A 25024-nucleotide genomic window follows, 5' to 3' on the forward strand; every position below is an offset into this window, starting at 1 on the left:
GTCCTAATTGCTTCCTGCAGGCCGCTTCCCTTGGTTTGGACTTGGCTTCAGATCATTCGCTTCACGGATGGGATCATTAGCCCCAGTCGTCTGCGGACGACGCGTCTTGTCCCACATCGGTACACGAAGGAGAACATCCTTCAAGCTTATGGCGTTAAGTGGAGCTAAAGGCGTAAAATAAGGAACGCCGAATGAACGCAAGCTCGCGACATGCAGCAGAATGCCGAGAAATCCAAGAACAATGCCATAAAGTCCGAGCATGCCGGCCAAGAATAGAATCGGAAAGCGCAGCAGCCGGATGCCGTTGGCAAAGCTGTACCGCGGAATTGTAAACGCCGCGATGCCCGTGATCGATACGATAATGACGACCGGGGCCGATATAATTCCCGCCTGTACAGCCGCTTGGCCGATGACCAATGCCCCTACGATGCTGATCGCTTGCCCGATTTGTTTGGGCAGCCGAATTCCGGCTTCGCGCAATGCTTCGAAGATGATTTCCATCAATAAAGCTTCGACGAGAGCCGGAAAAGGAACAGCCTCCCTCGAGGCCGTAATGCTCAGCACGAGATTCGTCGGAATCATTTCCTGATGGAAGGTCGTCACCGCCACATAGAGGGGAGGTGCGAATATCGCGATAAAGATGAACAGGAAGCGAATCCACCGCACGAAAGTCGCGATGGGCCAGCGAATATAGTAATCCTCGCTTGCCTGCAGTCCCGTCCAGAACGTCATGGGAACAATTAATACAAAGGGGGTATTATCGACAAGAATAGCTACTTTACCTTCCAATAATTCCGCTGCTACGACATCAGGGCGTTCCGTGCTATGTACCTGCGGAAAGGGAGAATATGGTAAATCCTCGATGAATTCCTCTATATAACCTGAATCGAGAATACCGTCGATTTCAATCCGTTTGACCCTTTCTCGCACTTCTTCGACTAACGATTCGGATACGATCCCGGCGATATAGGTGATGACGACATCGGTTTGAGACAGCTCCCCAAGCGTGATGGCTTCCATCTTAAGCCTGGATGTCTTAAGCCTGCCGCGCAGCATCCCTATATTCGTCATAATGTTCTCGATAAATCCGTCTCTAGGCCCGCGAATGACGGGCTCGGAGGATGGCTCCTCCAGTGCCCGCTTCTCCTTGCCGCTCACCTTAACCATCACCGCATCGCTGCCCGCTCTCGCAAGAACGATCGCGTAGCCGTTTAAGATGTGGCGAGCCAGGTCGGTGACCACCGATGTCGTTGCCGACGTTCCCAAGGAAATGATCCCGTCATCGAGCGCTTCCGCATTCTCAGCCATCCATTCGGGATGATGAGCGCTTCTCGACAGCAGCGGCTTCAAGATATGATCGTCGATCAGCCTCTCGTCGACCAGACTCGAGAGGTATATAACCAGCCACTGGGTTTCACCCGAGACCCTTACTTGACGATAGACGATATCGGAACTGTTCTCGAAAATACGCTTAAACACCGACTCATTATGCTCAATATCCGAACTTAACTTAGGGTTCTCTTCTTCTTCAGCATGATGAACCTCGGGCATCGACTTGTACGCGGGTTTATTGCGTATTCCTCTCCTAAACCGTTTCACAGAACGTGCCCCCCCATAAAGCGCTGATGCATGTATTTTTCCATACGCCGCCAAAACTATTCGGCAGGTTAAGGCAGCATCTTACGGAATCACGATCATGACCGTTGTTCCTTCGCCTGGCTTGGACTGCAGAGCTACGCCGTATGCTTGGCCAAAATACAGCTTTAGGCGATCATCCACGTTGTTAATGCCGACACCCCCGAGCTTGGGCAGGGATGTCTCGTGCTCGGTGCCTCCCCCCCTCTTCAGCACGTCCGGATCGAAGCCAACGCCGTCGTCCTTCACGACGAACATGACACTGCCGCCATCGGTATAGCCGCAGGAAATTTCCAGCAAGCCATGCCCTTCCTTCTCCCGTAAACCGTGATAAATCGCATTCTCAACGATCGGCTGCAAAATGATTTTGGGAATCGTCTTGTTGGCCAATACCGGGTCATAATCAATACGGTACTGGAGCTTCTCCCCGTATCGCTCCTTCTGAATGAACAAGTATTGCGCAACATGATTCATTTCCTTCTCAATCGTCGTCATCTCGCTGCCGCCGCTTAACGATCGAAAGCACCAGAAACGTAATGGCCAAGCCCAGGGCATAAATGAGCATATAGCCTCCGCCGAGCAGCGATGACCCTTCGCCAGCCTACAGACTAAGCACGGCCGCTAGTATCGGGCCGATACAAGGCGACCAGCCGAAGCTGAACGTGAAGCCGAGCAGGAAGGCTGCCGCAAAACCTTTCTTCCCGTTCATCGCAAGGTTCAATTTCTTCTCGCGCTGCATGAAGAGCAGCTTCACCGCTCCTATTTGAAAAATCCCGAACACGACTACGACGGCTCCCGTAACGACGATGAATCATGCGTTGTTTATCCAACTCCCGAGCGCCCCCGCTCCGAATCCGAGCAGGACGAATACGAACGACATCCCAAGTATGAAAAACAACGTATTGCCAATCAAATTGGCTTGAATTCACACCCTTCCCGTTCCGCCCGATTTGGTCTCAATTCCCGGAGCGACACCTCCAAGATGGGCAACATACACGGGCAGCAGCGGCAAAATGCACAGCTCCTTTCCTATAGTACAAGCTTACGACTTTCTTTGCCGGAGTTGGTCTACACGCTGATCATCAGTTTCTATGAAATGATCATGTGTTTGGTCACGAAAAACGAGAAAACCTTGGACGGCATGGAACCGACCAAGGTTTGGATAAGCCTACTTATAAAGCTTCCTGCGTGACTCGATCCCGGATCGCGCCCATAATGGCAGGCGCTCCGTTAGTATCGCTGTGTACACAGATCGTGCCGATGTCGGCATAAGCCGGGTCCTCCAGCATGACGGCGACTCGCGCCGCGATTTCTGTAGGCGATCCGATCTCTTCAGGCGTCCAGCCGAACATCTTCACCTTGCCGGACGTGTAAGGGCGGTCTGCGAAATATTCGTATACGACGTTTAGCCCAAGACGCGACGCGCTCGTAACCGTCTCGCATCCAGGCAGCGTATAGACGCTGAGCAGCGGATTAAAGGCATGGACCGCTTCGGCGAACGCATCGGATAGTTCCTTGTCGCCAGCCGCCATCATATAGAGCGCGCCGTGAAGCTTCACATGCGCCATCGTCATGCCTTCCACGCGAAGAAATGCCTCCAGCGCGCCAAGCTGATAGAGGGAGATTTCATAGACTTCATTCGGCGACATCTGCATGAACCTGCGCCCGAAGCCTTCCCGATCGGGCAGTCCGATATGCGCGCCGACGCGAACGCCGTAAGCTCGAGCAAGCGCTGCGGTCTCGCGCATCACGCGGGCGTCGCCGCCGTGGAAGCCGCACGCGATATTGGCTGAAGTGATCAGCGGCATCATCTCTTGGTCAGCCCCGTACCGATAAATGCCGAAGCTCTCTCCCATATCGCAATTCAAATCCAAGCCCGTTCTCACAGCGACGGTTCTCGTCTTGGCGATGCCTGCTGCTCGTACGCGTGGGCGAAACGGAGAAGCTGCGCTTCCGCGAACGGCTTGCCGACCAACTCGAAGCCTACGGGGAGATGAGCAGCGAATCCGGCAGGCACGGACATCGACGGCAGTCCAGACTGCGAAGCAATGACCGTATTCGTCGGGAATGTCAGACAGGTCCACTTCTGGGCGTACAATTCTTCGCGCTTCGGCGGCAGCACCCGTACAGTCGGATAGAGCAGGAAGTCCACGTTATGCTCCAGCATAATATGAACGATCATACGGCGGAACTCCTCCTGCCGAACCCGCTTCTGATAATAGGACTCGTCATTCTCCGGATCATCTGGTCCTCCGTTAATGTCGTGGAACAGATCGTTCATAGGATGGAACAGCTGTCCATCGTAAATTTCCTTGAAGCTCTTGACCGGCACCTTAGGGCGCTTCGACAGGAACTGGTTAATATCTTTCTTCGACTGCGTAATATAGAGCGACGTATCCGCAATCCATTGGCCGATGTCCGGAATGCTTAAGTCTTCAACAACTTCGACTCCGCTTTCCTTCAGCCATGCAACGGTCGCCCTGACCTGGTCGTTCACCGGCACGCAGTCCGGATCACTGTCAGGTCCGAACGCATTCGATAGGACCCCGATGCGGTACTGCTGCATATGAGCGCCTTCAAGCGCGGCTTCGTAACCGCCGGCATCCAAGGTGTAAGCCGTCGCGGCCGTGAACGTATCTTTCTCGTCGAAGCCTACCAGGACATCCATCAGCTTCGCCGCGTCCTTGACCGAACGCGTGATTGGGCCCGGCGTATCCTGGAAATGAACAAGCGGAGAGAACCCGTTGCGGCTGATTAAGCCCGTCGTGGGGCGTAGGCCGAATAAGTTGTTGAAGGACGAGGGCAGACGAATGGAGCCGCCTGTATCCTCGCCGATGCCGATTAAACCGAAATTCGCGGCAATGCCTGCACTGGTTCCCGCGCTCGAACCGCCGGATTCCCGCTCTAAATCATAAGGGTTCTTCGTATGATCCGTCATCGAGGAGAAGGAGAACCAACCCGCTGCAAAATCGCACATGCTGGTCTTCGCCAGGATGATCGCGCCTGCTTCGCGAAGCTGCTTGATAATCGTCGCATCTTGGTCCGGCACGTACGCTTCGAATGCCTTGGAGCCAAACGTCGTTACGATGCCTGCCGTCTCCGCTTGGTCCTTGACCAGTACGGGCACGCCGTGCAGCGGTCCCTTCAGCTCTCCTGTCTCGTCGAAATACGCATCCAGTTCCTTCGCTTCCTCCATCGCACGCGGATTTACCGTTACGATTGCTTGGATACGCGGCCCTTGATTGTTGTAAGCTTCTATGCGATCTAAGTACCACGCCATTAATTGACCGCCCGTGATTGCATTGGCCTTCAATGCGTCATGGAACGAAGTTATAGTGGCTTCCTTATACGTAAAAGCGCTCATATGATCAACTCCGATATGATGTAAGTAAGAATTCTCTATGCTACAATGTCAGTAATGAATCTCCTTGGCGAGAGACGCGTTGGCAGACGCGCCTCATACCCATGGTACTGTTATCTTCTCGCTGTGACCGATTGCGAAGCAACGACGGACGTCTTTTTGGATAGCAAGGATATCAAACCGTACGTAACGGCGGATACGAGCATGCCGGTAATTGCGGTAGACATGCTAGGGAACTGATAGTTAGCGATAAGCGCGGCTGCGGAGCCGATTCCCCATGCAAGGAAAGGCTGGTAACGGATGTCAGCGTCGATGGCAGTCGACGACTTGCGCGTAACCAGCTGATCCATAATGATAATAGTACCGATAGGCGGCACAATGACGCCGAGGAGATTCAGCCAATTAATGAAGTAATTCCAAATTCCGAGCGCGGCGGCAACGATCCCGATGATCCCGAGGATGATCGTCATCGTTCGCATTTTGGTACCTGTAATATACGACCAGCCAACGGCACCGTTATACAAACAGTGCGAGCATACCGATCCGAGATTGATGAACAGGAACACGACCGCGATCCATGTCAGCACGCCGCCTTTCTCCACGATGACGCCGAACACATCGCCCGACCCAGTGAGCGTGGCCGCTGCGATGACGCCGCCGATCAGCATGGCGATCAGGTTAGCTACAGGGAATGCCGCGAAGGTCGCGATTGCCGCGTGCTTGCTGTTCTTTGCCCATCGGGTAAAGTCCGACGTCATCGTACCTGAATCGGCAAACAAAGCGAATACGAGCGTGACCGCAACCCAGAATGCGATCGGTGAATCTGAATGACCGGCATAGCTCATAACTGCGTTTCCGTTCCCCACGGCCTCCACAGCCGAGTACAGCCCTAGAATAAGGAAGATTGGCGCCGATATCATGCCAATAATGGACAATGCCTTGATGCCAAGCAGCGTAAGCAGGACATATAGAACGCCAGCCAGTACCACGATGAATACCGTATTTACGCCAAAGGCACTACTCATGCTAACCCCCGTTAAACCCGTCTGCACGGCAAACCACCCAATGACGAGCGTCGAGAGAAGCGCGGAAGAAACCATGTACCCTCTACGCCCGAATGTTCTCGAAGCCTGCAATGAAAAGTTGTTCCCATCTTTCGCTCCCAGCATGCTGAGCAGTCCCACATACGCGAACAACAGCACGTTGCCGAGCACCATGGCCAGGATGCCGCGCGCAAAGCCTAGCCCGTGTACGAGCGTCGCGCCGGTAACCGCACCGGTAATGATCATCGGGAATCCTACCCAAATGGACGTGACGGACAGCAGCGACTTACGTTTGTGCTTAGGAACCACCGTATGCTCATATTCGCTTTCGAATTGCTCTAGATCGTCTGTTGTTGATTGCGTCATACATCTACACCTCCGTTATTTACTTCTTCATCTCCCGCAGAACACTTCAATTACGCGCTGTCTTCATGTCATGGCATTCACCTCCTTGCCGGAATTTAGGGTTTATTCGCAAGCGCCTTTGTAACCACCTCGCAGGTATAGTTCAAGTGGTCAGCAATTTTCTCCAAGAGCAGCGGAAGGTCGCGCTGGCGGATGATCGCCAGCATCTCGCTGTGCTGCACCTGCGCTTCTTGAAAATCCTCTACCGTGGACGAATAAATCGTCATATACGGCTCCACCTTATCCCACACGTTCTTGATCAACTCCAGCAGATGCGAGGACCCCGAGCATTGATAAAAGCGAAGATGAAACAGCTTGTTCAGCATGCGCCATTCCTTCACGTCGATCTTCGGATTCGCCATCGTTTCCAAAACATCTTCCAGCACGCCGATGTCATCGGGCGTCGCGCGCTCAAGGGACCACTCCGCGGCGAGCTGCTCCAATCGCAGCCGAATGGTGAATACTTGCTGGACTTCTTCCGCTGAAAGCTCGTTGACCGTCACGCTGCGACGTTCGAAGGTAATGAAGCCTTCGGCTTGAAGCTTACGCAGCGCCTCGCGCACCGGCATCGTACTTACGCCGAAGGACTCCGCTAAGGTGCGAATCGAGATCTTCTTCCCAGGAGGAATTATGCCAAGCGCGATGCGCTGTCTCAACCGGTCGTACACCTCGTAATTTACCGAAGACACTTCAATCAATTCTCTCATGATCTTCTTCCACCTCAGCATTTGTGATATGTGATCACACTTAAGCGATAAGCTCATTATGACAAGCGGCGGTCATTACGTCAAGTTGATTCTCATATTTATGTTAGATTTCATAACATATCGCTCACCTGCCTAACTGAGCCCAAACAACAAAAAAACCGCGATTTTCGCGGTTTCCTTCGTTTACTTGTTCTTTTCCTGCGACGACGCTTGTCGTTCCTGAATGCCAAGCCCGATCTTCTTCAGCACTGCAATCAGCTCGCGCTTCTCCTCGTCCGTTGCGAAGGATAAATCATCGCTGATCGTCTCCGCATGTTTGGGGAATATAGCGGCAAAGTAGCGGTCTCCCTCTTCCGTCAAGGCTACGTTGGTTTTGCGCCGATCGCCAGGGATCGCTACCCGTTCCACGAAGCCCTTCTTCTCCAGCTTGTCCACGACGTAGGTAATGCTCCCGCTCGGAATCGAGAAATTATCGCTGATTTGCTGCACGCCATGCGGACCTTTGTTGTAAAGATGTTCGAGAATTCGAAAGTTGTCCAAACTGAGTCCATGACTGTCGATGTCGCGTTCCAAATGCCCGAATAATGTTTCCGTCATCTTCCTTAAGACGCGAACCAGCCTTAAATCAAGAGCCTGGACATCTGCATCACGTTCCGTCATTCCTCATCCACCTCTATTTAGCCTTATTATACAAAGGATATTCGACTTCAGTAGGAATTTCAATAATAAACATGCGAAGTTTCTCGCCTTCGGCGCGGAGTTTGACTTCGCCCTCTTCATTGCCCTGGACGATGGCAAAATCTTTATTCTTAAAGGATAAGCGATCTTCCCGGGTCGTCCATATCGAGCCGCCTTCCCCTCTGATCGCCAATCCCGCAAATGTTCGGTTAGGCAGCAAACGGTGGACGTAGGTTGCGCCAACCTCGACCTCGACGTCAACCATGCGCGCATCAGACACGAGGTTACGGATCGGAGAACCTTCTCCCAAGATCGTCTTCACATTCACGCCGTCCGAACTCGACTGAGGAAATGTTTCGTGCTTGAACAATGTGTACGTCGGCGGCCGTCTTACGGCATCATTCAAATAGGGTTCAAGCCAAATCTGAAAGCTCTCGAAGCCGGCATCGACTCTTTCGGCATGCTCAAGTCCCGAGCCCGCCTGCATAAGTTGAATATCGCCCGGCTCCAGAATGCTTTCCGTACCGAGCGTGTCCCGGTGCAGGCCTTTGCCTCGAATACCATACGACATAATCTCGAACCCTTGATGAGGATGAAATCCGATACCGCCTTCAGCATCCGCGTGGCCCCATGCCCAATAGAAAAGCGGACCGAGCCTAACTGTAGCCGCACCTTGGCCGGAGAAACCAAGCGGTTTCTGCGCAAATATTCTGCCGCCGTCAAATACTTCTTTCCCCTGTAACCCTGGACCTAAAATTTGAATCTTCATTGCATCTGCTCCCTTCAATTATATCCTAATATTATTTATTCTAATACTAGAATATAATTTCGTCAAGCGATTGCCTTCAGCTACTAATGCGAAAAAGGGCACTGTCACGTCGACAGCACCTCTATGAAATTCAAGTTGCAACGGTGGATAGCGTGACCATTGACTAAATGGCTAGAAAATGAATATGTTCCGATACATTGGTTCTCAGACATGGAATATAGCTTTTCATTTTTCGAGCATCTGCCCAAGTGCCTTTTCCTTACTATCACGTCACATTTCCAGCGTGACGTTGCGCAGGCCGCGAAACAACAAGCCGATCGTTTTCGTCACATCCGGGTTTTCTGTTTCGCTCGCGGTATTCGTAATCGAATAAGGTGCTCGAATCGCATGGTCGGCATAGAAATCGTAACGTCCCGAAGCGCATTCGATGGTAGTCGGCCGTTCCGAAGCAGCAGCCGCTTCGATGGCGCGCCGCATAGCCAATTGGGTATCTTCCCCTGTCCCTGTATCCGGAACAGCTCCGAAATCCGCAAGGCGAATAACGGTTTGGACTGACATCGGACCTTTGTCGTTTTGCATAAACAGCACCTTTCTTGTCCATGAATGTTTGAATGAATAAAAATAGTTTACCTTGATTTCCTTGATCGGCCGGTTCAATATATGAAGTTAATGTCTTATCTTAATAGAGACTCTACCTCTTAAGCGCCTGGGAGTAAAAACGAGTCACCCCGCCCGATCCGCCTCAAAAACGGTCAAAAGCCGCACCATGTGCGGCCTTTCGTTATTTTATCAATCTGTAATTCTACTCTCGCTCCAGCAGGACGGGCACATGCGGCTCCAGACTCAGCCGGATCTTCCCTTCCCGTGCATTCAGCTCGCCTAGCGATTCCTTGCCTGTGGCCGATAAGCGGCTTGCACGGATCGCGGTTGCCATCCTCCAGTCCTCGGGAAGTTCCCACTCTCGATCTGTACCGTAACGGCTGTAAGCGTAAATACAGCCATTCATAGGTATGAACCTATCGTGATCCTCCGCGATGACCAAGGAACCCTTGCGTACGGACAACCGATCCTCCGCTTTATCAATCCACACGTTTATGCCGTCCGCGAAACGAATTGCTACCGCAGCTCCGGTTTCCCGCATGTCGACCATTTCCCTCTCCAGGTAGAACCGGTACAGCATCGAGCCCAGATACAGAATATCGACGATGTCGTGCCATTTCGTCAGGAAATCGTTGGATACGAACTGGTCACCTTCTAACCGGCTCGGCTCGCCGCGGTACAGAATGTCCGCATCGATGGACACTCCTCTTCCCCAGGTGGCCGCATTCAAGCCAAAGCTCCCCCCGCCGAGTATTTTGCCATGATACAAAAGTGACGGCGTGAAATGCCAGTAAGCGCTGAAGAGTCCGGCATCTTCAATCGGCATGCCATTCTGGCCTTCCGTCGTAACATCGATCCCCCGCTCGTTGAAGTACGCGATAATCGGCTTCATTCCGCAGATGAGCTCTTCGAGCGGGCCGATATACGAATCCCCGTCCCAACTGGCATTGGTATTGCGGAAGGCGTCTAGATGAATCGTATCCTTAACAGGAACGAGCTCAAGGAAAGCGTTAAGCCTTCTGAACGCCTCCCCGCTTTCGACATCCTTGACATGGTTAATATGATAGGCTCGGCGAGCTTCACCGGCACCGCCATCCGAAACGCCGTGGTCCGGGTCAAGCCAAACGCGAAGGCTACCGTCCGGATCGCGGCTGATCAGGTCGGGATTCCAATCTGGTGAAGATACATATGCATCATCCATGTTGATGTGGAAGCTCACCGTGCAGGCATACTCGACCTTCGCCCGCTTAATGAGTTCAAGCAATTCTTCACGGACATGCTCGGGCTTTTCCGCGAGACCGGGATGCAGCCGATTCAGCGACGGATAGCCGGTATCGTGGCCATCGAACTGCCAGCCGACCAAATAGACGATTTGAGGGACGCCGCCGGTAATATGATAGATGTGGCGGATAATGTCAAGCGTTTCCTTGAAGCTGGTCAGCACCCCGCGCTTCGGATCGGCGCAGAAAATTTTGTACCAAATGGCTTCCTTGTACAACGGGTTGGCATCCGGCATCCGCCGGTTCAACCAGAGGTGATAATCGCACTCGTCCGCGGAGCCGTCTCCGTTCAGGTCGTCAATAAGCGCTACGGTCATGCGCAGCGGAGGCATGACCTCATCGCGAACGCGGTATTGGTAGGATTGCGGGCCGATCGCGAACACGCCTGCCCTCTCGCGATGCCGGCCGCTCTCCAGCAGCCGGGTGACAAGCGGAGCGACGGGATAGTTCGTATGCACGAACGCGCACAGCCCGCCGCCGAAGACGCAGGCATGCATCGTCGAAACGTCGTGCCGATCCGGAACGGCATTCGCGATGATGTCCGCGACCTGACATCGGTCGTACAAGCCGCGTCCCCCGCCGGGCAGCAGCCGCCAACTTCGCGGATGCAGCTCGGTCCTGACGAACGCAAAGCCATCCTCGCTGCAGGCAAGCAGCGGCTGATCGATCCAGTCCAGACGTTGAAGGTCGGCCGAATGTGCCTCGTCGACTTCCAGCCCGGCATCAAGTTCACCGCCAGCCAACCGAAATGTCACGATGAGTTTTATTTCGTCGATCGTCGACGTCAACCGATAAGTTACGGCATCCACGGTCGCGACGTACTCGATTCGCCAATCCGCCCACTCCCTGACGACGCCATTTACGGCCCACTTGCCATTCGGCCCGCTGCCCTTCATCCGGATCCCCGTCGGTTTATGCAAATAATGGTTAACACCGGGCCAAGCGTGTAACTCCACGCGCAGCTGCGCGTTTTCCAGCTTGAACATCCAGATTCCTCCTCCGCCTAAAAAAAGAGAAGGCCCATTTCCGGCCCTCTCCTTCCCCAGCCATTATTGTGAATTGCCTAGCTTCTGCTTCAGTTCCGCATATTGCTTGGTGTATTCAGCTTCCAGCTTGGCGATGCCGAGCTGGTCGGCCACTTTTAACATCGCATTGAAGGTCGACTCAAACTCGGCGTCCGATGACGCGAAGACCAGCTTCGGCAGGTATTCCTGCTGCAGCGACTTGACCTTGGCCTCGATCACACCAAGCTCGCCGGCGCTGTCGATCGTGAAATTGAATTCGGGGTAATATTTCATTTTCGGCGCCATCAGCTTGTCGTAAGCGACTTTCTTCTCGTCCTTCGGATTCCATGCCACGGCGTTAGACACCGCCCAGTTGGAGAGGAGGACGATCGGCTCGCCGAAGCCCGCTTGCTTCCACGTACCGCCCCAATCCTTATTGAGCGCGGCTTGAAAACTCGTTGTGTAGCTCGGCTTGCCTTGAGGATAATAATCGCTCTTAATCGAGCTATCATAGTAGAAGTGCGGACCGTCATTGACGCTCATGAAGTCGTCCGGTCCCTTGCCTTCGACGCCGAAGGAGAAGTCGGCCTGGCCTTCCTTGGAGGCGGTGTACGCGAGCAGCTTCATCGTGCGCTCGGGGTTCTTGTTGGTCTTCGGAATAGCGAGTGCCATCCATCCTTTCGGAATCGACGAATAAGAATACGTAGAGAACGGCTGCAGCATCTCGAACTTCGTGTTCGGATTGTCCTTCGGCGGCGTTGAATTCTCGGCCGCCGAGTTCAAGGCCGATACGATGGCATCCCCAGCCGCGACTTTCTGGGCCGTCACGTCGCCGGTGTTGACGAACGATTCCTTCGTCAAGAGCCCCTTGCTCGCCATTGTGTAGCCGAATTTGATCATGTTCTTCCAATTCGGGTCGTGGATCGTATGCTTGACCTCGGTGCCGTCCGCAAAATACGGCGCGATTCCGAATTGCGAGGAAAACCAGCTCAGATCGCCGTTGTGCTGACCTTTGTCGCCAAGATACGGGATTTTGTCCGGGTGGTTCTTCGCCATCTGCTCAAGAGCCGATAAGAAACCTTGCGGCGTCGTCGTGTCGGGACGGCCGATTTCGTCGTAATAATCCTTGCGAACGACGAGCTGCGGGAGCCAGACCGGTGCAAGGCCGCTGTTCTTCTTGGCTTCCTCCAGGTATTTGGCCGTTGGGTAGCCAGAGACGAGCTCATAGGTCTTGCCATCCTTCTCCTTGAAGTTCGTCAGCAGCTCGGGGCCGAATTGCTCGTTCAATGTCGTTCGGAGCTCCGGCGCGTATTTATCGATGAGTTCGTCCATGGAATACAAATAATGACCATCGACCAGCTGCTTCAGCATTTTGTTGCCCGCGTCGACCACGATCACGTCCGGAAGGCTGTTGCTCGCGATCATGAGCGAGATGTCCTTGCCGTCGCTGTCGTCCTGCACCGGCTTCTTGACATTGAACGAAATGCCCGTCTTCTCCGAAATCCGTTTCGCTTCCGGCCCCGTCCAATCGCTGTACCATGCGCGGTCCGAATATAGATCCAGCGTCAGCGGCGCCGCTCCGCTTCCGCTCCCGTTTCCGGCTTGCGCCTCCGCTGCATTGCCCTTCGACGTCCCATTTCCAGAGAACGAATCCGCTCCGTTACCGCTGCCGTTATCGGAGCAACCCGTCAGCACGGCGGTCAGCACGATTGCGGCCGACAATAAGTTGAATCTTCTTGCTCCTTTTCCCATGATTCATTGACCTCCCCAATTTCTTCTATATCAAAAGGAGCGCGCATGTTCACCGCAAACGCCTTTGATAACAGGATCAAGCTTTGATCGCACCGACCATCATCCCTTGCACGAAATATTTCTGGATAAACGGATACACCAGGGTAATCGGCACGATCGTTACGATAAGCGTGGCGTATTTGATCGCCAACATCGAGGACAGTGGGTCCGCTTGCACGGATGGCGGCATGTTCTGGATGTTAGTTAGCATGCTTGTGTCCGACAGCAGCCGTACGATGACTGTCGGCACAGTCCAAAGGCGCTGGTCCGAGACGAAATACGCGGAGCTGAACCAATCGTTCCAATGGTTGACCGCGACGAACAACGACACGGTTGCGAGTACGGGCTTCGAGAGCGGTAGGATGATCCGAAACAGAATGTAGAACTCCCCCGCGCCATCTACCTTCGCAGATTCCTCCAATTCCTCGGGCATCTGCCGGAAGAACGCCATGAACAGAAGCGCGTTGTAGATGTTAAACAACGCCGGAATGATATACACCCAGAACGAATTCAACAGATGAACCTTCTGCAGCAAGAGATAGGTCGGAATCAGACCGCCGTTCACATACATCGTTACCAGCCCGATCATGGCGTAAACGCGCCGGAACTTGAGCCGTTTCTTTGACAGCGCGTACGCGACGACAGCCGTGAATAGCACGCCGGTGAACGTACCGATTGCCGTACGGGCAACCGTCACCAAGAAAGCGCGTAACAGCTGGTCGTCCTGAAAAATAAGCTTGTAATTCATGAGCGTCCATTCCCGCGGGAGCAGATACAACCCACCGCTCGCCGCGTCCGCCGGATCGTTCAACGAATACACCAGCAAATAATACAGCGGGTAGAACGCCGCCAGAAATGTCAGCAGAGACAAGATGATGGCAACGGCGTTCACTGCCTTGTCTTCACGCGTCAACCGGATTTTCGTATGCACTTTCCGTCACTCCCAAACCAATCAATTTAAAACAAGCGGTTACCCGACACTCGGCCGGAAAACCAGTTGGCGAACACCACGAGCACGAGCGAGACTGCAGCCTGAAATAGGCTTACGGCCGTTGCGTAGGAATAGCGAGTCAGCTCGAGTCCCATCTGCAGCGAATAATACTCGATGACGTAAGACGTATCTTTATTGAACGCATTGCCGAGCAGCATCGACTGGTCGAGGTTGCCGTTGAACAGCGTTCCGATCTTCAGGATGAAAAGAATCGCGAACAACGGGATGAGATTGGGCAGCGTAATATGCGTAATCCGCTTCAACCTGCCCGCGCCGTCCATCTTGGCAGCTTCATACAGATCCGGGTTGATGCCGGCAATCGCAGCGAGGTAGATGATGGCGCCCCAACCGACTTCCTTCCACAAGCCGACCAACGTCGCCAGCGGCCGGAATAGTCCCGGCTCGGTCCAAAACTCGATTGGATGCTTGATCAAATGAAGCGTCGTCAATGATTGGTTGAGCATTCCCTTACTGTCCAGCAGAAAGATCCACATGGAGGCGACCATGGCAAAGGATACGAAGTACGGCAGGTAGCTGGTCGTCTGCACGAGTTTACGCAGCCGAAGGAACGGAATTTCGTTCATCAACAGCGCAAAAAACAGCGGCGCCGGGAAAACAATGACGAGGTAGAACAGGCTGAGCAGCACCGTATTCTTCATCGCCTGATAGAACGTCGGATCCGCGAACATTTCCCGGAAGTTGGCCAATCCGACGAACGAGCTGCCGCCGAAACCGTCTACGATCTTGAAATCTTGAAACGCGATGATGTTTCCTGCCAGCGGGGTGTACGCGAATACAAGCAGGAACAGCATGCCGGGCAGCACCATGAGCTGCAGCGGAAGCTGCGACCCGATGCCGCGCGATCGGCTTCCGGAGCCGCGGCTCAGTCTTTTGTCTCGTCTGTTCATAGAGCTTTTCCCTCCTGTCAACAGGATAGCACCGGGAGGGAATGGAGCCTATGTGACAATACTAAGCTTTACTGGCACGATGCTAAACGATGCGGAATCAAGTGCCGGCAAGACGCGAATAGTGCGGACAGGACACGGATCGGGCAGCCGAAACCGACAACGCCAGAGCTGCGCGAGGCAGACGAAAAAACGATCCCCATCCGGAGATCGTTTAACGGAACCCTACATGCCTCCCACCTTATGCGGCCCTCAACTCAACCTTCGGCAGGCACGCTAATACTTCTGTCACGCCCAGATTCCGCCAGCTATTCATCCACCATGCCGCCAGCCGGCAGGACGGGATGCAACAAGACGACCGTCGTTCCCCTATTCAGCTCGCTAAGCACCTCCAGTCCGAACGGGTCGCCGAAATAATGACGCAGCCGATCGTGAACGTTGATCAACCCGAGCCCGCCTTCCCGTTCTATGCTTGCCGCAGCCTTGGGGTCCAGGAGCGTGCGGCGGATAGCTTCCGGAATGCCCGGCCCGTTATCGGTGATGCGGAACACGATTCGCTCGCCTTCCAGGCTGCCCTGTACGAGTATCATGCCCTCTTCACCCTTGTCGGCGATTCCGTGACGGATGGCATTCTCCACGAGCGGCTGCAGGATGAGGCGCATGAGCGGCAGGTCCTGCAGCTCCTCTTCCACCATGAACATTACGGGAATGGGTACTTCCTGTCTGTTCTTCTCGATATTCAGATAGGCCTTCAACAATTCCAGTTCGCGTCGGACCGTTGTGATTTCCTTGCCGCGGTTCAGTGTCAACCGAAATAGCGCCGCCAGGGAGCTAGCCATTTCGCCGATCTCGCCTGCCTGGTAGGCTTCCGCCTTCCAGCGAATCGTATCGAGCGTATTATAGAGGAAATGGGGATTGATCTGATAATTGAGTACCTCGAACTCTAGTTCCTTCTTGCGTTTCTCAGATGCCTTCGTTTCCATGAGCAGCGTATTGATTTCGCGCGTCATGTTGTACATGCCCCGGTAAAGCCAGCCGATTTCGTCGCGCCGGGAAGCGAAACGTGATTCGGTAATCGCCCCTTCGTTGAAGCCGTTCCGAGCGGCCGCTTTCATCTGGCGGGTAAGGGCGGAGATCGGGTTCGTATACGTCACGGAGATATAAGCAGCCAATGAAATGGCCACGAAAAAATAAAACAGCAATAACGTGTAGTTAAGCCGGTTCAGGACGGATACGGAATTGTCCAGGTCCCGTACGGGGGTAATGCTGACGAGCTTCAACCCATGCTCCAGCAGCGACGTGATATTGACGATCGATCGCTCTCCGTTGTAGACGATTTTGCCTGAGACCGCTGATCCGCCGAGTATCCGGCGCAGCTCCGGTTCCAGCACCGAATCGCCGTAATGGCCGTTCGTCGCGTAAACAAGCTGGTTATCCCCGTCCATCAAGAGAATCAATTGGTGCTGGAACTGCTTGACCGGGTAGATGAAGTCGGCTAGGACAGACGGGCGGATATCCATGACGACGATGCCGAGTGGGCCGAATGTCTTTAGGCTGTGCAGCCGTTCGACGCGGCTCAGCGTTGGCTCGAGAATAACGCCCGGCAAATCCGCAGGCTCGAATACTTTCCAGTAGGAACGGCCTTGGGCCACGATCCGGGTATACCATTCCTGCTGCTTCAGATTGGTCTGCCCGTAGATCGACTTCACGTATGTTGGGAGGATCGACGGATCCAGCGGCAGAATGCGGATTTTGAACAGCTGATTGTCGTAATTAACGCCGTCCGTATAAGCGAGCAGCTTGTCTGTGAATGTAAGATCATCCGCCGGTAGTCGGTTTGCCTCCGTCATCAGCTGCTGCATGTCACCCGACGCCATGAGCTTGTCCTGTTCTTTCTGAACGTACCGAAAGTAATAATCGAGGTTCTTGCCCGTCAGGACGATGGCGTCTAGGTTCGTGCTTCGGATCGTCTTCTCCGATTTGGACAATGCCAGATATCCGACCAGCAGGAACGGCCCTACGATCAGGATGAAGAAAACAACCATCACGCGGTACCGCATGGACAGCTGCCCCAGGCGATACCTCTTACTCATCGGCCGGAATCCCCCTCTGGTTGCGAAATTCCTTCGGCGTCAGGCCGGTATGCTTCTTGAACAAACGGGAGAAATAAACCGAATCCTTGTATCCGACCAGGCCGCTAATTTGATAAATTTTCAGACCGACGTCCTGCAGCAGCGATTTAGCCTGCTCCATCCGAAGTCGGGTTATATAGTCCAGTACGGTCAAGTCGAAATTTTTCTTGAACAGCGTGCTCAGCCATTCCGGCGTCACGTAGACATGCTCCGAGATGACCTGCACCGTCAGCTGTTCCGCGAAATGAGCCTGGATATACCGTTCCGCCTTCTGCAGCACCTGATTACGAGGCGATTCCCGCAGTTCTTCGTTTGCTTGAAGCAAATAACCGGCGACCAGTCCTTGCAGCGCTTCGACCGTGTCGTAGGTCTGGATATGCTCCCATAAACGCAACGGATTACGCCGCCAATGATCCTGCTTCCACCCCGTTTTGCGCACGGCCTCGAAAATTTCGAGCAGCCATTCGAACACCTTGCGGTGCAGGTCCCGCAGCTTGTCGATGCCCCATTCTCTTACGAGCAGTGGGAATTGGGACAACGCCCATTCGACGTCATCCCGCTCGCCGTGGCTGATAAGATCGGCCAGCGCCTGCGCCCCAGATAGCATATCGACTTCGCGGAACGGCTTCTCGACCGCATCGTTCCATTCCGCAGCGTCTTCGGCGTATCCGTACAGACGGGTGCGGGTCAGCTTGTCCTGCGCCTCTTCGTGCAGCGCATGAAGGGAAGCACCTTGCCCTCCTGAAGCAAACGTAATGCTGGCGCTGATTTTCACATACCGCTTGATCCGCTCGCGTAAGGCCGCTTCCAGTCCGTCCAACCATGTCCAATCGCTTCCGTCCACGCGCTGTCTCATGTCGAACAAAATCAACCATTTATCCTGTTGGGTGGAGCGGAACATGACGTAGCTCCCTCCCTCCCTTTCATATTCATGCAAGGAATATTCTACGACGTTGCCGATGGCAAACAGGATTAGCCGCTCGCTGCCCGTGCCTCCCTGGTCCGCGACTGACCGCAGGTTGTCCGGCTCAATCACCATAAGCGCCGTAGGGCAATCGAACAGCCAAGCCAGCCCGTATGCATGCAGTTCTTTTTGCAGCTGTGCGTCATCGCCCCCTGGGGACTCCAGTATCCGGTTCAGCAGCTGTTCTTTCAGCTTCGGCATGGCATGCTCGATCATGCGCAGATGGTCGAGCTGACCTTCCTCCCGTTCCAGTTGATCCATGGCTCTGCCGATTACATGCTTCAGCTCCAAGGTATCGACTGGCTTCAGCAAATAATCGACCACTCCGAACGTCATCGCCGTCCGGGCATATTGAAAATCGTCATAGCCACTCAAAATGATCACCTTGCCTGTGAACGATTCCTGCTCGTATAACTGCCGGATGAATTCCAAACCGGATATTTTTTTCATGCGGATATCCGTCAATATGAGTCTAATCCGTGGCTCCCTGCGGACGAGCGCAAGACCGCTCGCGCCGTCGTCCGCACTCAGGACGCTCTCGAAGCCCAACTCTTTCCACAAGTGGTGGCGGATCATTCCGTTCCGGATATTCGGCTCATCTTCCACGATCAATGCTTTGTACACGTTTGTCTACCCCTCCTATACGCAGCGCTTGGCGTCCGCCAGCCGCCGTCGTATGGGTCCGCCGATTTCCCACCGATTCGTGATGCATCTTCTATTTTAGCATTTGCGTGCTCTAAGTTCCGAAAACCGCTTCCGTGCCCAGCTTAGCACTGCCGGCATGAGATTTCCTATAGGACGATTCTAAGGTTTACTGATACAATTCAACGGCAATCGGCGCTTTGTTGTATGAGAACCCCGAATACACGGAGGATTCATTGATGAATTTGTATTATAGCAACTAATATCCAATTAAAAAATCAACTCGCATACTCGTTGGAATGGCTCGTAGCCGGGAAGCCTACAATCCTCATAAAACGATGCCAATTCAGCTGGCGGCTTAACCAGATTTCCTGTTTCATAGAGGGCGAAATCCTGAGAATAAGCGAGCATTCGTGAGAAAATTAAATCGTACTGAACGAGTTGAATGAACACATCCTTTCTGGGATGGCCCTTTTTGCAGGAAGCCTAAGTCGATGAGAAACTGCTTACATATTGTAGAGAAAATGCTGTTTTTTCCATTTAATTAAGGGGGGGGGCAACTTGGATAGAAAAAAATTTAATTTTAATCATTGTACAACCCTCGCCCTTCGCATAGTATCTCACGGCAACTGCGCCATTTACGTATTTTCAGTCAGCTTAGTGTATGTCGATCATCATGGACTGAACTGGATATACTGACGTTTCGGGGACAGGTGACCTAACCCCAAACCCATGCCGCTCAACACTCTTTAACAGCCTAACGTGCAACAAAAAATGAGCTGCCGCTTGGCAAGCTCCTCAACTACAGTCTCCTCGTAATTTTATGCAATAAATGGGCAGCGTATAGGCCGTAAATTGTGGTTCGTCTGGAAATTAAGACTCGTCAACCGGAAATGGCAGTACCCCCCTGTACATGCGCAGCGTGCCTTGATAGGCGCGTTTCATCCGCACCAACTGTTCCGCGGGGTATTCGTCCCGTTTTCTAATCGCTTCATGCAGCGGCACGATGCGGCACATCGCGGGTTTGCATTTCTTCATGATGCTTACCCAGGTTGGCACGCCCTCGACGCCGACGAGCCGGACGGTGCCGTCGGAATTTTTGCGAAGCTTGATTCTAACGATGATGCCGGTCAGAGCCGCGTCTTTGCCGTGCAGTCGGGTGGAGATAAAGTTGCCGAGAGAGTAGATGGCGAACCGTTTTCTCGTCCGTCCTGTGACGTCCTTCACCGTTCGTGTCACCGCCGGCTGAAGGACATGCGGATGCGATCCCAGCACCACGTCCGCGCCGTTCCGGAACAGGAAGCGGACCCACTCCTTCTGGTGGGCGGCCGGGCTTACCTCGTATTCGAGTCCGCAATGCATGCACACGATAATAAAATCCACGGCTGTTCGCAGCCGTTCCAGATCGTTCTTTATCCTCGCGCGTACGAGCTTTTTGACACCTGCCGGCTGTCCCTTCGGTACGGGCATGCCGTTCGTATCCCGCGTATACGACAGGATGCCGATACGGACGCCTTCGACATTCCGCACGCAGAGCGCCCGCGCTTCCTGTGCAGTCCGGTACGTTCCGACGTGGACGAGCCCGTTCTTGTCGAGCACGTCTAGCGTCCGTATGAGTCCGCGAACGCCGTAATCCGCGCAATGGTTGTTGGCTGTCGCGACCACGTCGAAGCCGGCCGCCGACAGCGCCGGCGCGAAAGCGTCCGGGCTTTTGAACACCGGATTGCCGTTCTTTGGATTGCGTCTCGTCTTATTGAAGCTGATATCCGGACCGCCGGCGAAGGTAGTTTCCAGATTGCCTATCGTCAAATGCGCGTCTTGCAAATAACGGGTAACCGGTTCGAACATCCGCTCGAACGCGTAGGTTGTCTCTCCTTGATCGTCCGTGCCAACCGCTTGCCCGCCGGTACGAAGCAATTGGATGAGCAACGGCTTCATCAACAGATCGCCGACCGCCACAATTACAATTTCCTTCGACATCTCATCTTCCCCCGATTAATTGGGCTGATTTCCGATAAGCTACTATATGCCATCCGAGCGGAATTAGTGGTGGCGGACCGATTCGGGAACAAAAAAAGAGACCCCTTACTTCGATCACGTTGTCCCGGGATGTCTCAAAACAGGAATGGGATCAAGTTCTTGACATGCTCAAGAACTTGATCCCATAAAAAGCCGATTTACGTGCCTGTGCCTTTTTTACCTATCTTTTATTGTCTGATAACTAAAATATCACGAGGAGGGATACCGGTACTTTGGATCTGTTGAATCTGGGAATTTGTAAGGTTACGTCCTACTAAAATTAAGGAAGAAGTTACATCATTGAAATTACCTAAATTCGACACGCTTTGAGCTCCACGGAATACGCGAATGGATCCCTGAAAGTTAATCCGTGAAAACAAAACCAGTGTCACAGAATCTGTGGTTGAAACATTTCTTAGACGGAAACTAGAAAGGACGTTATCAAAACGAAATGCTCCCAAATCTCGAATTGCTACACCTCCACGTCTAAGAACAATCCGACGATTTGTAAAATTAAAGCCAGAGAAAAGTTGGAGCCTTACATCAGTGTTTGCCAATTAAATCATCCTTTCTTAAGTGATGATATATTCTATGATTGATTCCCGGGAAAGGCTTGGACTAATTTGAGGACAAACTCACCATTTTTTATAAGACTTGATAAAAAAAACAGGCAGCCGATTTCCTGCCGGCTGCCATCTCAAGTAAATATTCGTTTTGAAAGCATGCTTAGTATCGGCTACCTATGATGCTCATAATCCAAAATATTTCGCTTACGACGATATAGTCACAAGTACAAGCCGTTTCCTGCTTATACTAACAAAATAATGTATGTCACGAAAAAGGAGGTATCTATTATGACACGTTTATTAGATGCTAGAACATCTCAAAATATGAGTTACTTTGACCTCAGCTCAACGACTACGTTACCAGCAAATACACCGACGCCAATTGGTGTTGTTGGTTTGAATACGATTGGTGCAAACGGAATCATCCGTGTACAATTCACAGGCATTGCTGAACTTAGGCTCCCAGAACCATTAACACCCGATACGGTAAGTGGACTTGTAATAATTCGCGGGACAGATTTAACTGGCACGCAGGTTGCAAATGCTATTTATGGTACTGGCAACACGGTATCTCCTATTCAGGTCGTTACAATCAATGCTTCCGATTACAATGTTCCTTACCCTCCATCAAATGAGCTTATCTATACGTTGTGGCTATTTTCCACAGTACAAGCAACTCGAATTGGAATGGAAAGCTTCAATGCAATTGCGTTCTCGGATTAAGCAATAAACGGGCATAAATCAAACCGATTAACGGCCTTGGTCCTGAATTCTATCGGGCTAAGGCCGTTTAGTTTTGCCTGTAAACGCTCGGTTCAACAGGTACTACGCGATGTGCTGGGGACATTCGTTCTGCTTTCATGTCCAACATCAGCATACGTAGACGAAAAAATAGCGACTATCTGTAAAATATCCAGATAGTCGCTGTTCTAGCTGCGGCTGCATCGCCACTTAATGCAAGCCAGCCCAATCGGCTGCCTTGTTCCGTTCTGCTTATGAATCTATCATACCTGTCGTTTTCAATGCCTTATTGGTTCTCTCTTTTGTCAAAAACAATACCAGATCGTGTCCCACTCGAACTATTGGGCTCAACCTGCAGACCTTGACGTGCCGAAACAGAATTGATTACTGTTTGTAGTTCTTAAACTCTTGTGCAGGCCCTTTGTTGTCTTTTCTTCGATTTTCAGTAAATTCGTCGTTTGTATACGCCTTGATTACTTTTCTCCAAAAGATTTGTGCCGGAGTGTTCCAATCGAATTCACTGACTCTCCAATTTCCATGATACGTATTAAATGCTTTTATCGCCGCTTGTTTTCCTACTTGTTTTCCGCGATATTTCCTCAAGATAAAAAAGTGATTAAGATAGTACATATCCTCTTCCAATATACGTTTAATAATTACAAACCCCGCTAATTCTTCATTGGCTCGAATAAAATATAAATCATAGTTATCATCATCGATCCAATCTTTTACATTTAGATTCAACAAATACGATCCACTTTCATTAATGCTAGTGCAACTTAACTCTGAGAGATCATAAGCAGCAAATTCAAAGAGATTTTTTAAAGTCCCTAATCTCTCTTCCACTATTTCCTCCAGTATTACTAGCACTCCACCACTCCTTATTCAGAAATATAAAGTCTATTATCTACTCTCTTGCAAAACTGATGCATGGCGCCCTGCGAATTCTACTCTTAAAGCGGTGAATGCATCACCGACAGCTCGTGATCTTTTCATTTTGTTTGCAGCGCCGCTAATATTCATTAAACGATCGTTCTCTGTTAGTGTAATCTAAACTCCATTTTTCTACTTTTTGTTGTCATTCCAATTGATTTGTAAAAATCGATTGCATTTTGATTCGTCTCTGAAACCCCCAATTCAATACGATCAACTTCCAATCCTCTTGCGAAGTCAAAAACATATTTCATGAGTTTACTTCCGATACCCTTTTTCCTAATCGTATCAGCAACACATAAGCTATTAACAAGTAAGACCTTTCTTGCATTAACAAATGAATTTTCAGGTATATCTTCTTCCTTCAAAACAACGACACCGACGATTTCACTACCTAAAACAGCCACAAAGATATGCTGCTTATCATCTTTGAGTTGGTTATTAAAGAACTCTTTCCCCACTGGAGTCGAGTTCTTTTTGTATAGGTCTGGTCGTTCGATAACGTGCAAATTATGAACTTGCCAAAACATAGGTAATAACGACTCGTAATCATCATGATTCGCATTTCGGATAGAAATATCCATGCTTCCCCACCCCACAGTTGTTCCTAACAATTATTTTATCATCTATACACTTAATAGGTAATGATTAGGTGCAGGTGGTTTTGAATATCATCGATTTCTTGTTCTGCTTTATAATTAATGGCAAAATCGATGACCGACTCATGTTTATCTCTGGCATTTTGTCGATTTTGGCTCATCATAATGATTGGCGCTTGAAAGGCAGCAAGAAAAGATAAGCACAGGTTCAGAAGAATAAATGGAGGTTCGTCGAAGTGAGCAGACTTGATGAAAGGGATCGTATTCCATACCATCCAAGCCGCTAGCAATGCACAAAAGTAACCGATAAACGTCCAGCTTCCGCCAAACTTGGCGATATGATCTGCAAGACGATCAGAAAATGTTGTATTCACCGAATACTCTTCATCTACTCGGTTTAGAATGTTTTTTTCGAAATCATCAACTAATCTGTCAATGCGCTGCGCATTTCTTTCACTTAGCTTGCATCTCTTCGAATTCGTCTTTAGTCAGGCCATAGATATATTCGTCATAATGTCGGCCCTTAGTGAACACCATGTTTCTTATTCTTCCCTCTTGAATGAACCCTAGATGCTCATGTAATGCTATTGAACCATCATTAAATGCATATACGTTAGCGTTGACCTTGATATATCGTAATTCCTCAAAGTAATACCGCAGTAAAATTATGATGGCATCAGATGCGTAACCTTTGCGCCAATGCTCACGAAAAATAGAGACCCCATATTTGAAGGTTCCATGCCGAGGATTACAGCTGTTTGTTGATATGCTTCCGACTAGTATGCCATCGAGCGTTTCGATCGCCATAAAGAAATTGTCTCCATTAGAGGTAGTAACGGATCGTTGTTCGGCCCAAACCTGTGTACCTTCTTCTGATCTAGGAAAATGTACCTCGTCACAACTTCTCGCATTCTCCGAATCAAAATCATTGTTATGGAACTTCTCCCAGTCCGCCCGCAGCACAGGACGTAGCCTAACTTTTTCACCTGTCCAAACGTAATTACTCATTTTTATCCTCCTCGGACAATATTCCATTTTCCTATTATGCTGTCCCCGATTAGGTAAAATCCTTTCATACCCTTACTCCAAACTAAGGCAGATCTTGGAGTATCACTATTGTCGGAGAAGATCCAGCTAGGGTTATTATTTTCTATAATAGATAAAATTTAGCTTTATAAAAAGTATCTCTATTCAGTTCATACATAGCATCGTATTCCCTTAGCCCTAGTAAAAATTCACCATATAGAATCTAAACTCCT

General features: G+C 51.4%; 23 protein-coding genes. 2 read left to right on the top strand and 21 right to left on the bottom strand.

The annotated features are described in order from the left end of the window. Positions 1-3: 3 nt before the first annotated feature. From KXU80_RS11505 to KXU80_RS11515, 3 genes are all read right to left on the bottom strand, one after another. The gene (locus KXU80_RS11505; protein ID WP_374987785.1) at positions 4-1551 is read right to left on the bottom strand and encodes a spore germination protein; all 1548 of its coding nucleotides are present in this window, start codon (positions 1549-1551) and stop codon (positions 4-6) included. Between the two features lie 129 nt (positions 1552-1680). After that, positions 1681-2130: a sensor histidine kinase gene (locus tag KXU80_RS11510; protein WP_219838308.1), complete on the bottom strand. Its 450-nt coding sequence runs from the start codon at positions 2128-2130 to the stop codon at positions 1681-1683. Between the two features lie 106 nt (positions 2131-2236). Then, the gene (locus KXU80_RS11515; RefSeq protein ID WP_219838309.1) at positions 2237-2416 is read right to left on the bottom strand and encodes a cytochrome c biogenesis CcdA family protein; all 180 of its coding nucleotides are present in this window, start codon (positions 2414-2416) and stop codon (positions 2237-2239) included. Between KXU80_RS11515 and KXU80_RS11520 the strand changes: the two genes are divergently transcribed. Continuing rightward, positions 2399-2827, top strand: a complete 429-nt coding sequence (locus KXU80_RS11520; RefSeq protein WP_219838310.1) for a hypothetical protein — start codon at positions 2399-2401, stop codon at positions 2825-2827. The two genes, KXU80_RS11515 and KXU80_RS11520, sit on opposite strands and share 18 nt — an antisense overlap. Here KXU80_RS11520 and KXU80_RS11525 read toward each other — a convergent pair. The 14 genes from KXU80_RS11525 to KXU80_RS11590 all read right to left on the bottom strand — a co-directional run bounded on the left by KXU80_RS11525 (position 2808) and on the right by KXU80_RS11590 (position 20887). Next, on the bottom strand, positions 2808-3521 hold the full coding sequence (locus tag KXU80_RS11525) for a 5-oxoprolinase subunit PxpA (protein ID WP_258171358.1): 714 nt from the start codon (positions 3519-3521) through the stop codon (positions 2808-2810). The genes KXU80_RS11520 and KXU80_RS11525 overlap by 20 nt on opposite strands. After that, a complete protein-coding gene (locus KXU80_RS11530) occupies positions 3518-4999 on the bottom strand; it encodes an amidase (protein WP_219838311.1) in 1482 nt (493 codons plus the stop codon). The genes KXU80_RS11525 and KXU80_RS11530 overlap by 4 nt, the downstream gene beginning before the upstream one ends. A gap of 110 nt (positions 5000-5109) precedes the next feature. After that, a complete protein-coding gene (locus tag KXU80_RS11535) occupies positions 5110-6405 on the bottom strand; it encodes a cytosine permease (RefSeq protein ID WP_219838312.1) in 1296 nt (431 codons plus the stop codon). Between the two features lie 95 nt (positions 6406-6500). Next, positions 6501-7151: a GntR family transcriptional regulator gene (locus tag KXU80_RS11540; RefSeq protein ID WP_219838313.1), complete on the bottom strand. Its 651-nt coding sequence runs from the start codon at positions 7149-7151 to the stop codon at positions 6501-6503. Between the two features lie 183 nt (positions 7152-7334). Next, positions 7335-7811, bottom strand: coding sequence for a MarR family winged helix-turn-helix transcriptional regulator (locus tag KXU80_RS11545; protein WP_219838314.1), 477 nt, complete (start codon positions 7809-7811; stop codon positions 7335-7337). A 13-nt stretch (positions 7812-7824) separates the two neighbouring features. Next, complete coding sequence (locus KXU80_RS11550) at positions 7825-8598, bottom strand: pirin family protein (RefSeq protein ID WP_219838315.1); 774 nt, start codon at positions 8596-8598, stop codon at positions 7825-7827. A 270-nt stretch (positions 8599-8868) separates the two neighbouring features. Continuing rightward, positions 8869-9177 (bottom strand): hypothetical protein, encoded by a 309-nt coding sequence (locus KXU80_RS11555; RefSeq protein ID WP_219838316.1) that lies wholly within the window; start codon positions 9175-9177, stop codon positions 8869-8871. Between the two features lie 223 nt (positions 9178-9400). Then, positions 9401-11464, bottom strand: a complete 2064-nt coding sequence (locus KXU80_RS11560) for an endo-alpha-N-acetylgalactosaminidase family protein (protein ID WP_219838317.1) — start codon at positions 11462-11464, stop codon at positions 9401-9403. A gap of 63 nt (positions 11465-11527) precedes the next feature. Further along, a complete protein-coding gene (locus KXU80_RS11565) occupies positions 11528-13234 on the bottom strand; it encodes a type 2 periplasmic-binding domain-containing protein (protein ID WP_219838318.1) in 1707 nt (568 codons plus the stop codon). Positions 13235-13310: 76 nt separating this feature from the next. Further along, entirely contained in the window at positions 13311-14204 is an 894-nt protein-coding gene (locus tag KXU80_RS11570; protein WP_219838319.1) for a carbohydrate ABC transporter permease, read from the bottom strand. Between the two features lie 26 nt (positions 14205-14230). Next, a complete protein-coding gene (locus KXU80_RS11575; protein WP_219838320.1) occupies positions 14231-15172 on the bottom strand; it encodes an ABC transporter permease in 942 nt (313 codons plus the stop codon). 305 nt (positions 15173-15477) lie between these two features. Beyond that, positions 15478-17262 carry a cache domain-containing sensor histidine kinase gene (locus KXU80_RS11580; protein ID WP_219838321.1) on the bottom strand — a complete coding sequence of 595 codons (1785 nt, stop codon included), beginning with the start codon at positions 17260-17262 and terminating at the stop codon, positions 15478-15480. Then, positions 17255-18889, bottom strand: coding sequence for a response regulator (locus KXU80_RS11585; protein WP_219838322.1), 1635 nt, complete (start codon positions 18887-18889; stop codon positions 17255-17257). The genes KXU80_RS11580 and KXU80_RS11585 overlap by 8 nt, the downstream gene beginning before the upstream one ends. A gap of 891 nt (positions 18890-19780) precedes the next feature. Continuing rightward, positions 19781-20887, bottom strand: a complete 1107-nt coding sequence (locus tag KXU80_RS11590) for a CapA family protein (RefSeq protein WP_219838323.1) — start codon at positions 20885-20887, stop codon at positions 19781-19783. An 893-nt stretch (positions 20888-21780) separates the two neighbouring features. On the opposite strand from KXU80_RS11590, the gene KXU80_RS11595 reads away from it, so the two are divergent. Then, positions 21781-22215 carry a hypothetical protein gene (locus KXU80_RS11595; protein ID WP_219838324.1) on the top strand — a complete coding sequence of 145 codons (435 nt, stop codon included), beginning with the start codon at positions 21781-21783 and terminating at the stop codon, positions 22213-22215. Positions 22216-22617: 402 nt separating this feature from the next. On the opposite strand, the gene KXU80_RS11600 is transcribed toward KXU80_RS11595, so the two are convergent. The 4 genes from KXU80_RS11600 to KXU80_RS11615 all read right to left on the bottom strand — a co-directional run bounded on the left by KXU80_RS11600 (position 22618) and on the right by KXU80_RS11615 (position 24773). After that, the gene (locus tag KXU80_RS11600) at positions 22618-23079 is read right to left on the bottom strand and encodes a GNAT family N-acetyltransferase (protein ID WP_219838325.1); all 462 of its coding nucleotides are present in this window, start codon (positions 23077-23079) and stop codon (positions 22618-22620) included. A 194-nt stretch (positions 23080-23273) separates the two neighbouring features. Then, on the bottom strand, positions 23274-23750 hold the full coding sequence (locus KXU80_RS11605; RefSeq protein WP_219838326.1) for a GNAT family N-acetyltransferase: 477 nt from the start codon (positions 23748-23750) through the stop codon (positions 23274-23276). Between the two features lie 50 nt (positions 23751-23800). Beyond that, a complete protein-coding gene (locus KXU80_RS11610) occupies positions 23801-24139 on the bottom strand; it encodes a DUF1003 domain-containing protein (RefSeq protein ID WP_258171359.1) in 339 nt (112 codons plus the stop codon). Between the two features lie 79 nt (positions 24140-24218). Next, positions 24219-24773: a GNAT family N-acetyltransferase gene (locus KXU80_RS11615; protein ID WP_219838327.1), complete on the bottom strand. Its 555-nt coding sequence runs from the start codon at positions 24771-24773 to the stop codon at positions 24219-24221. Between the last annotated feature and the right edge of the window lie 251 nt (positions 24774-25024).

Source organism: Paenibacillus sp. R14(2021) (genome assembly GCF_019431355.1).
Lineage (GTDB): Bacteria > Bacillota > Bacilli > Paenibacillales > Paenibacillaceae > Paenibacillus_Z.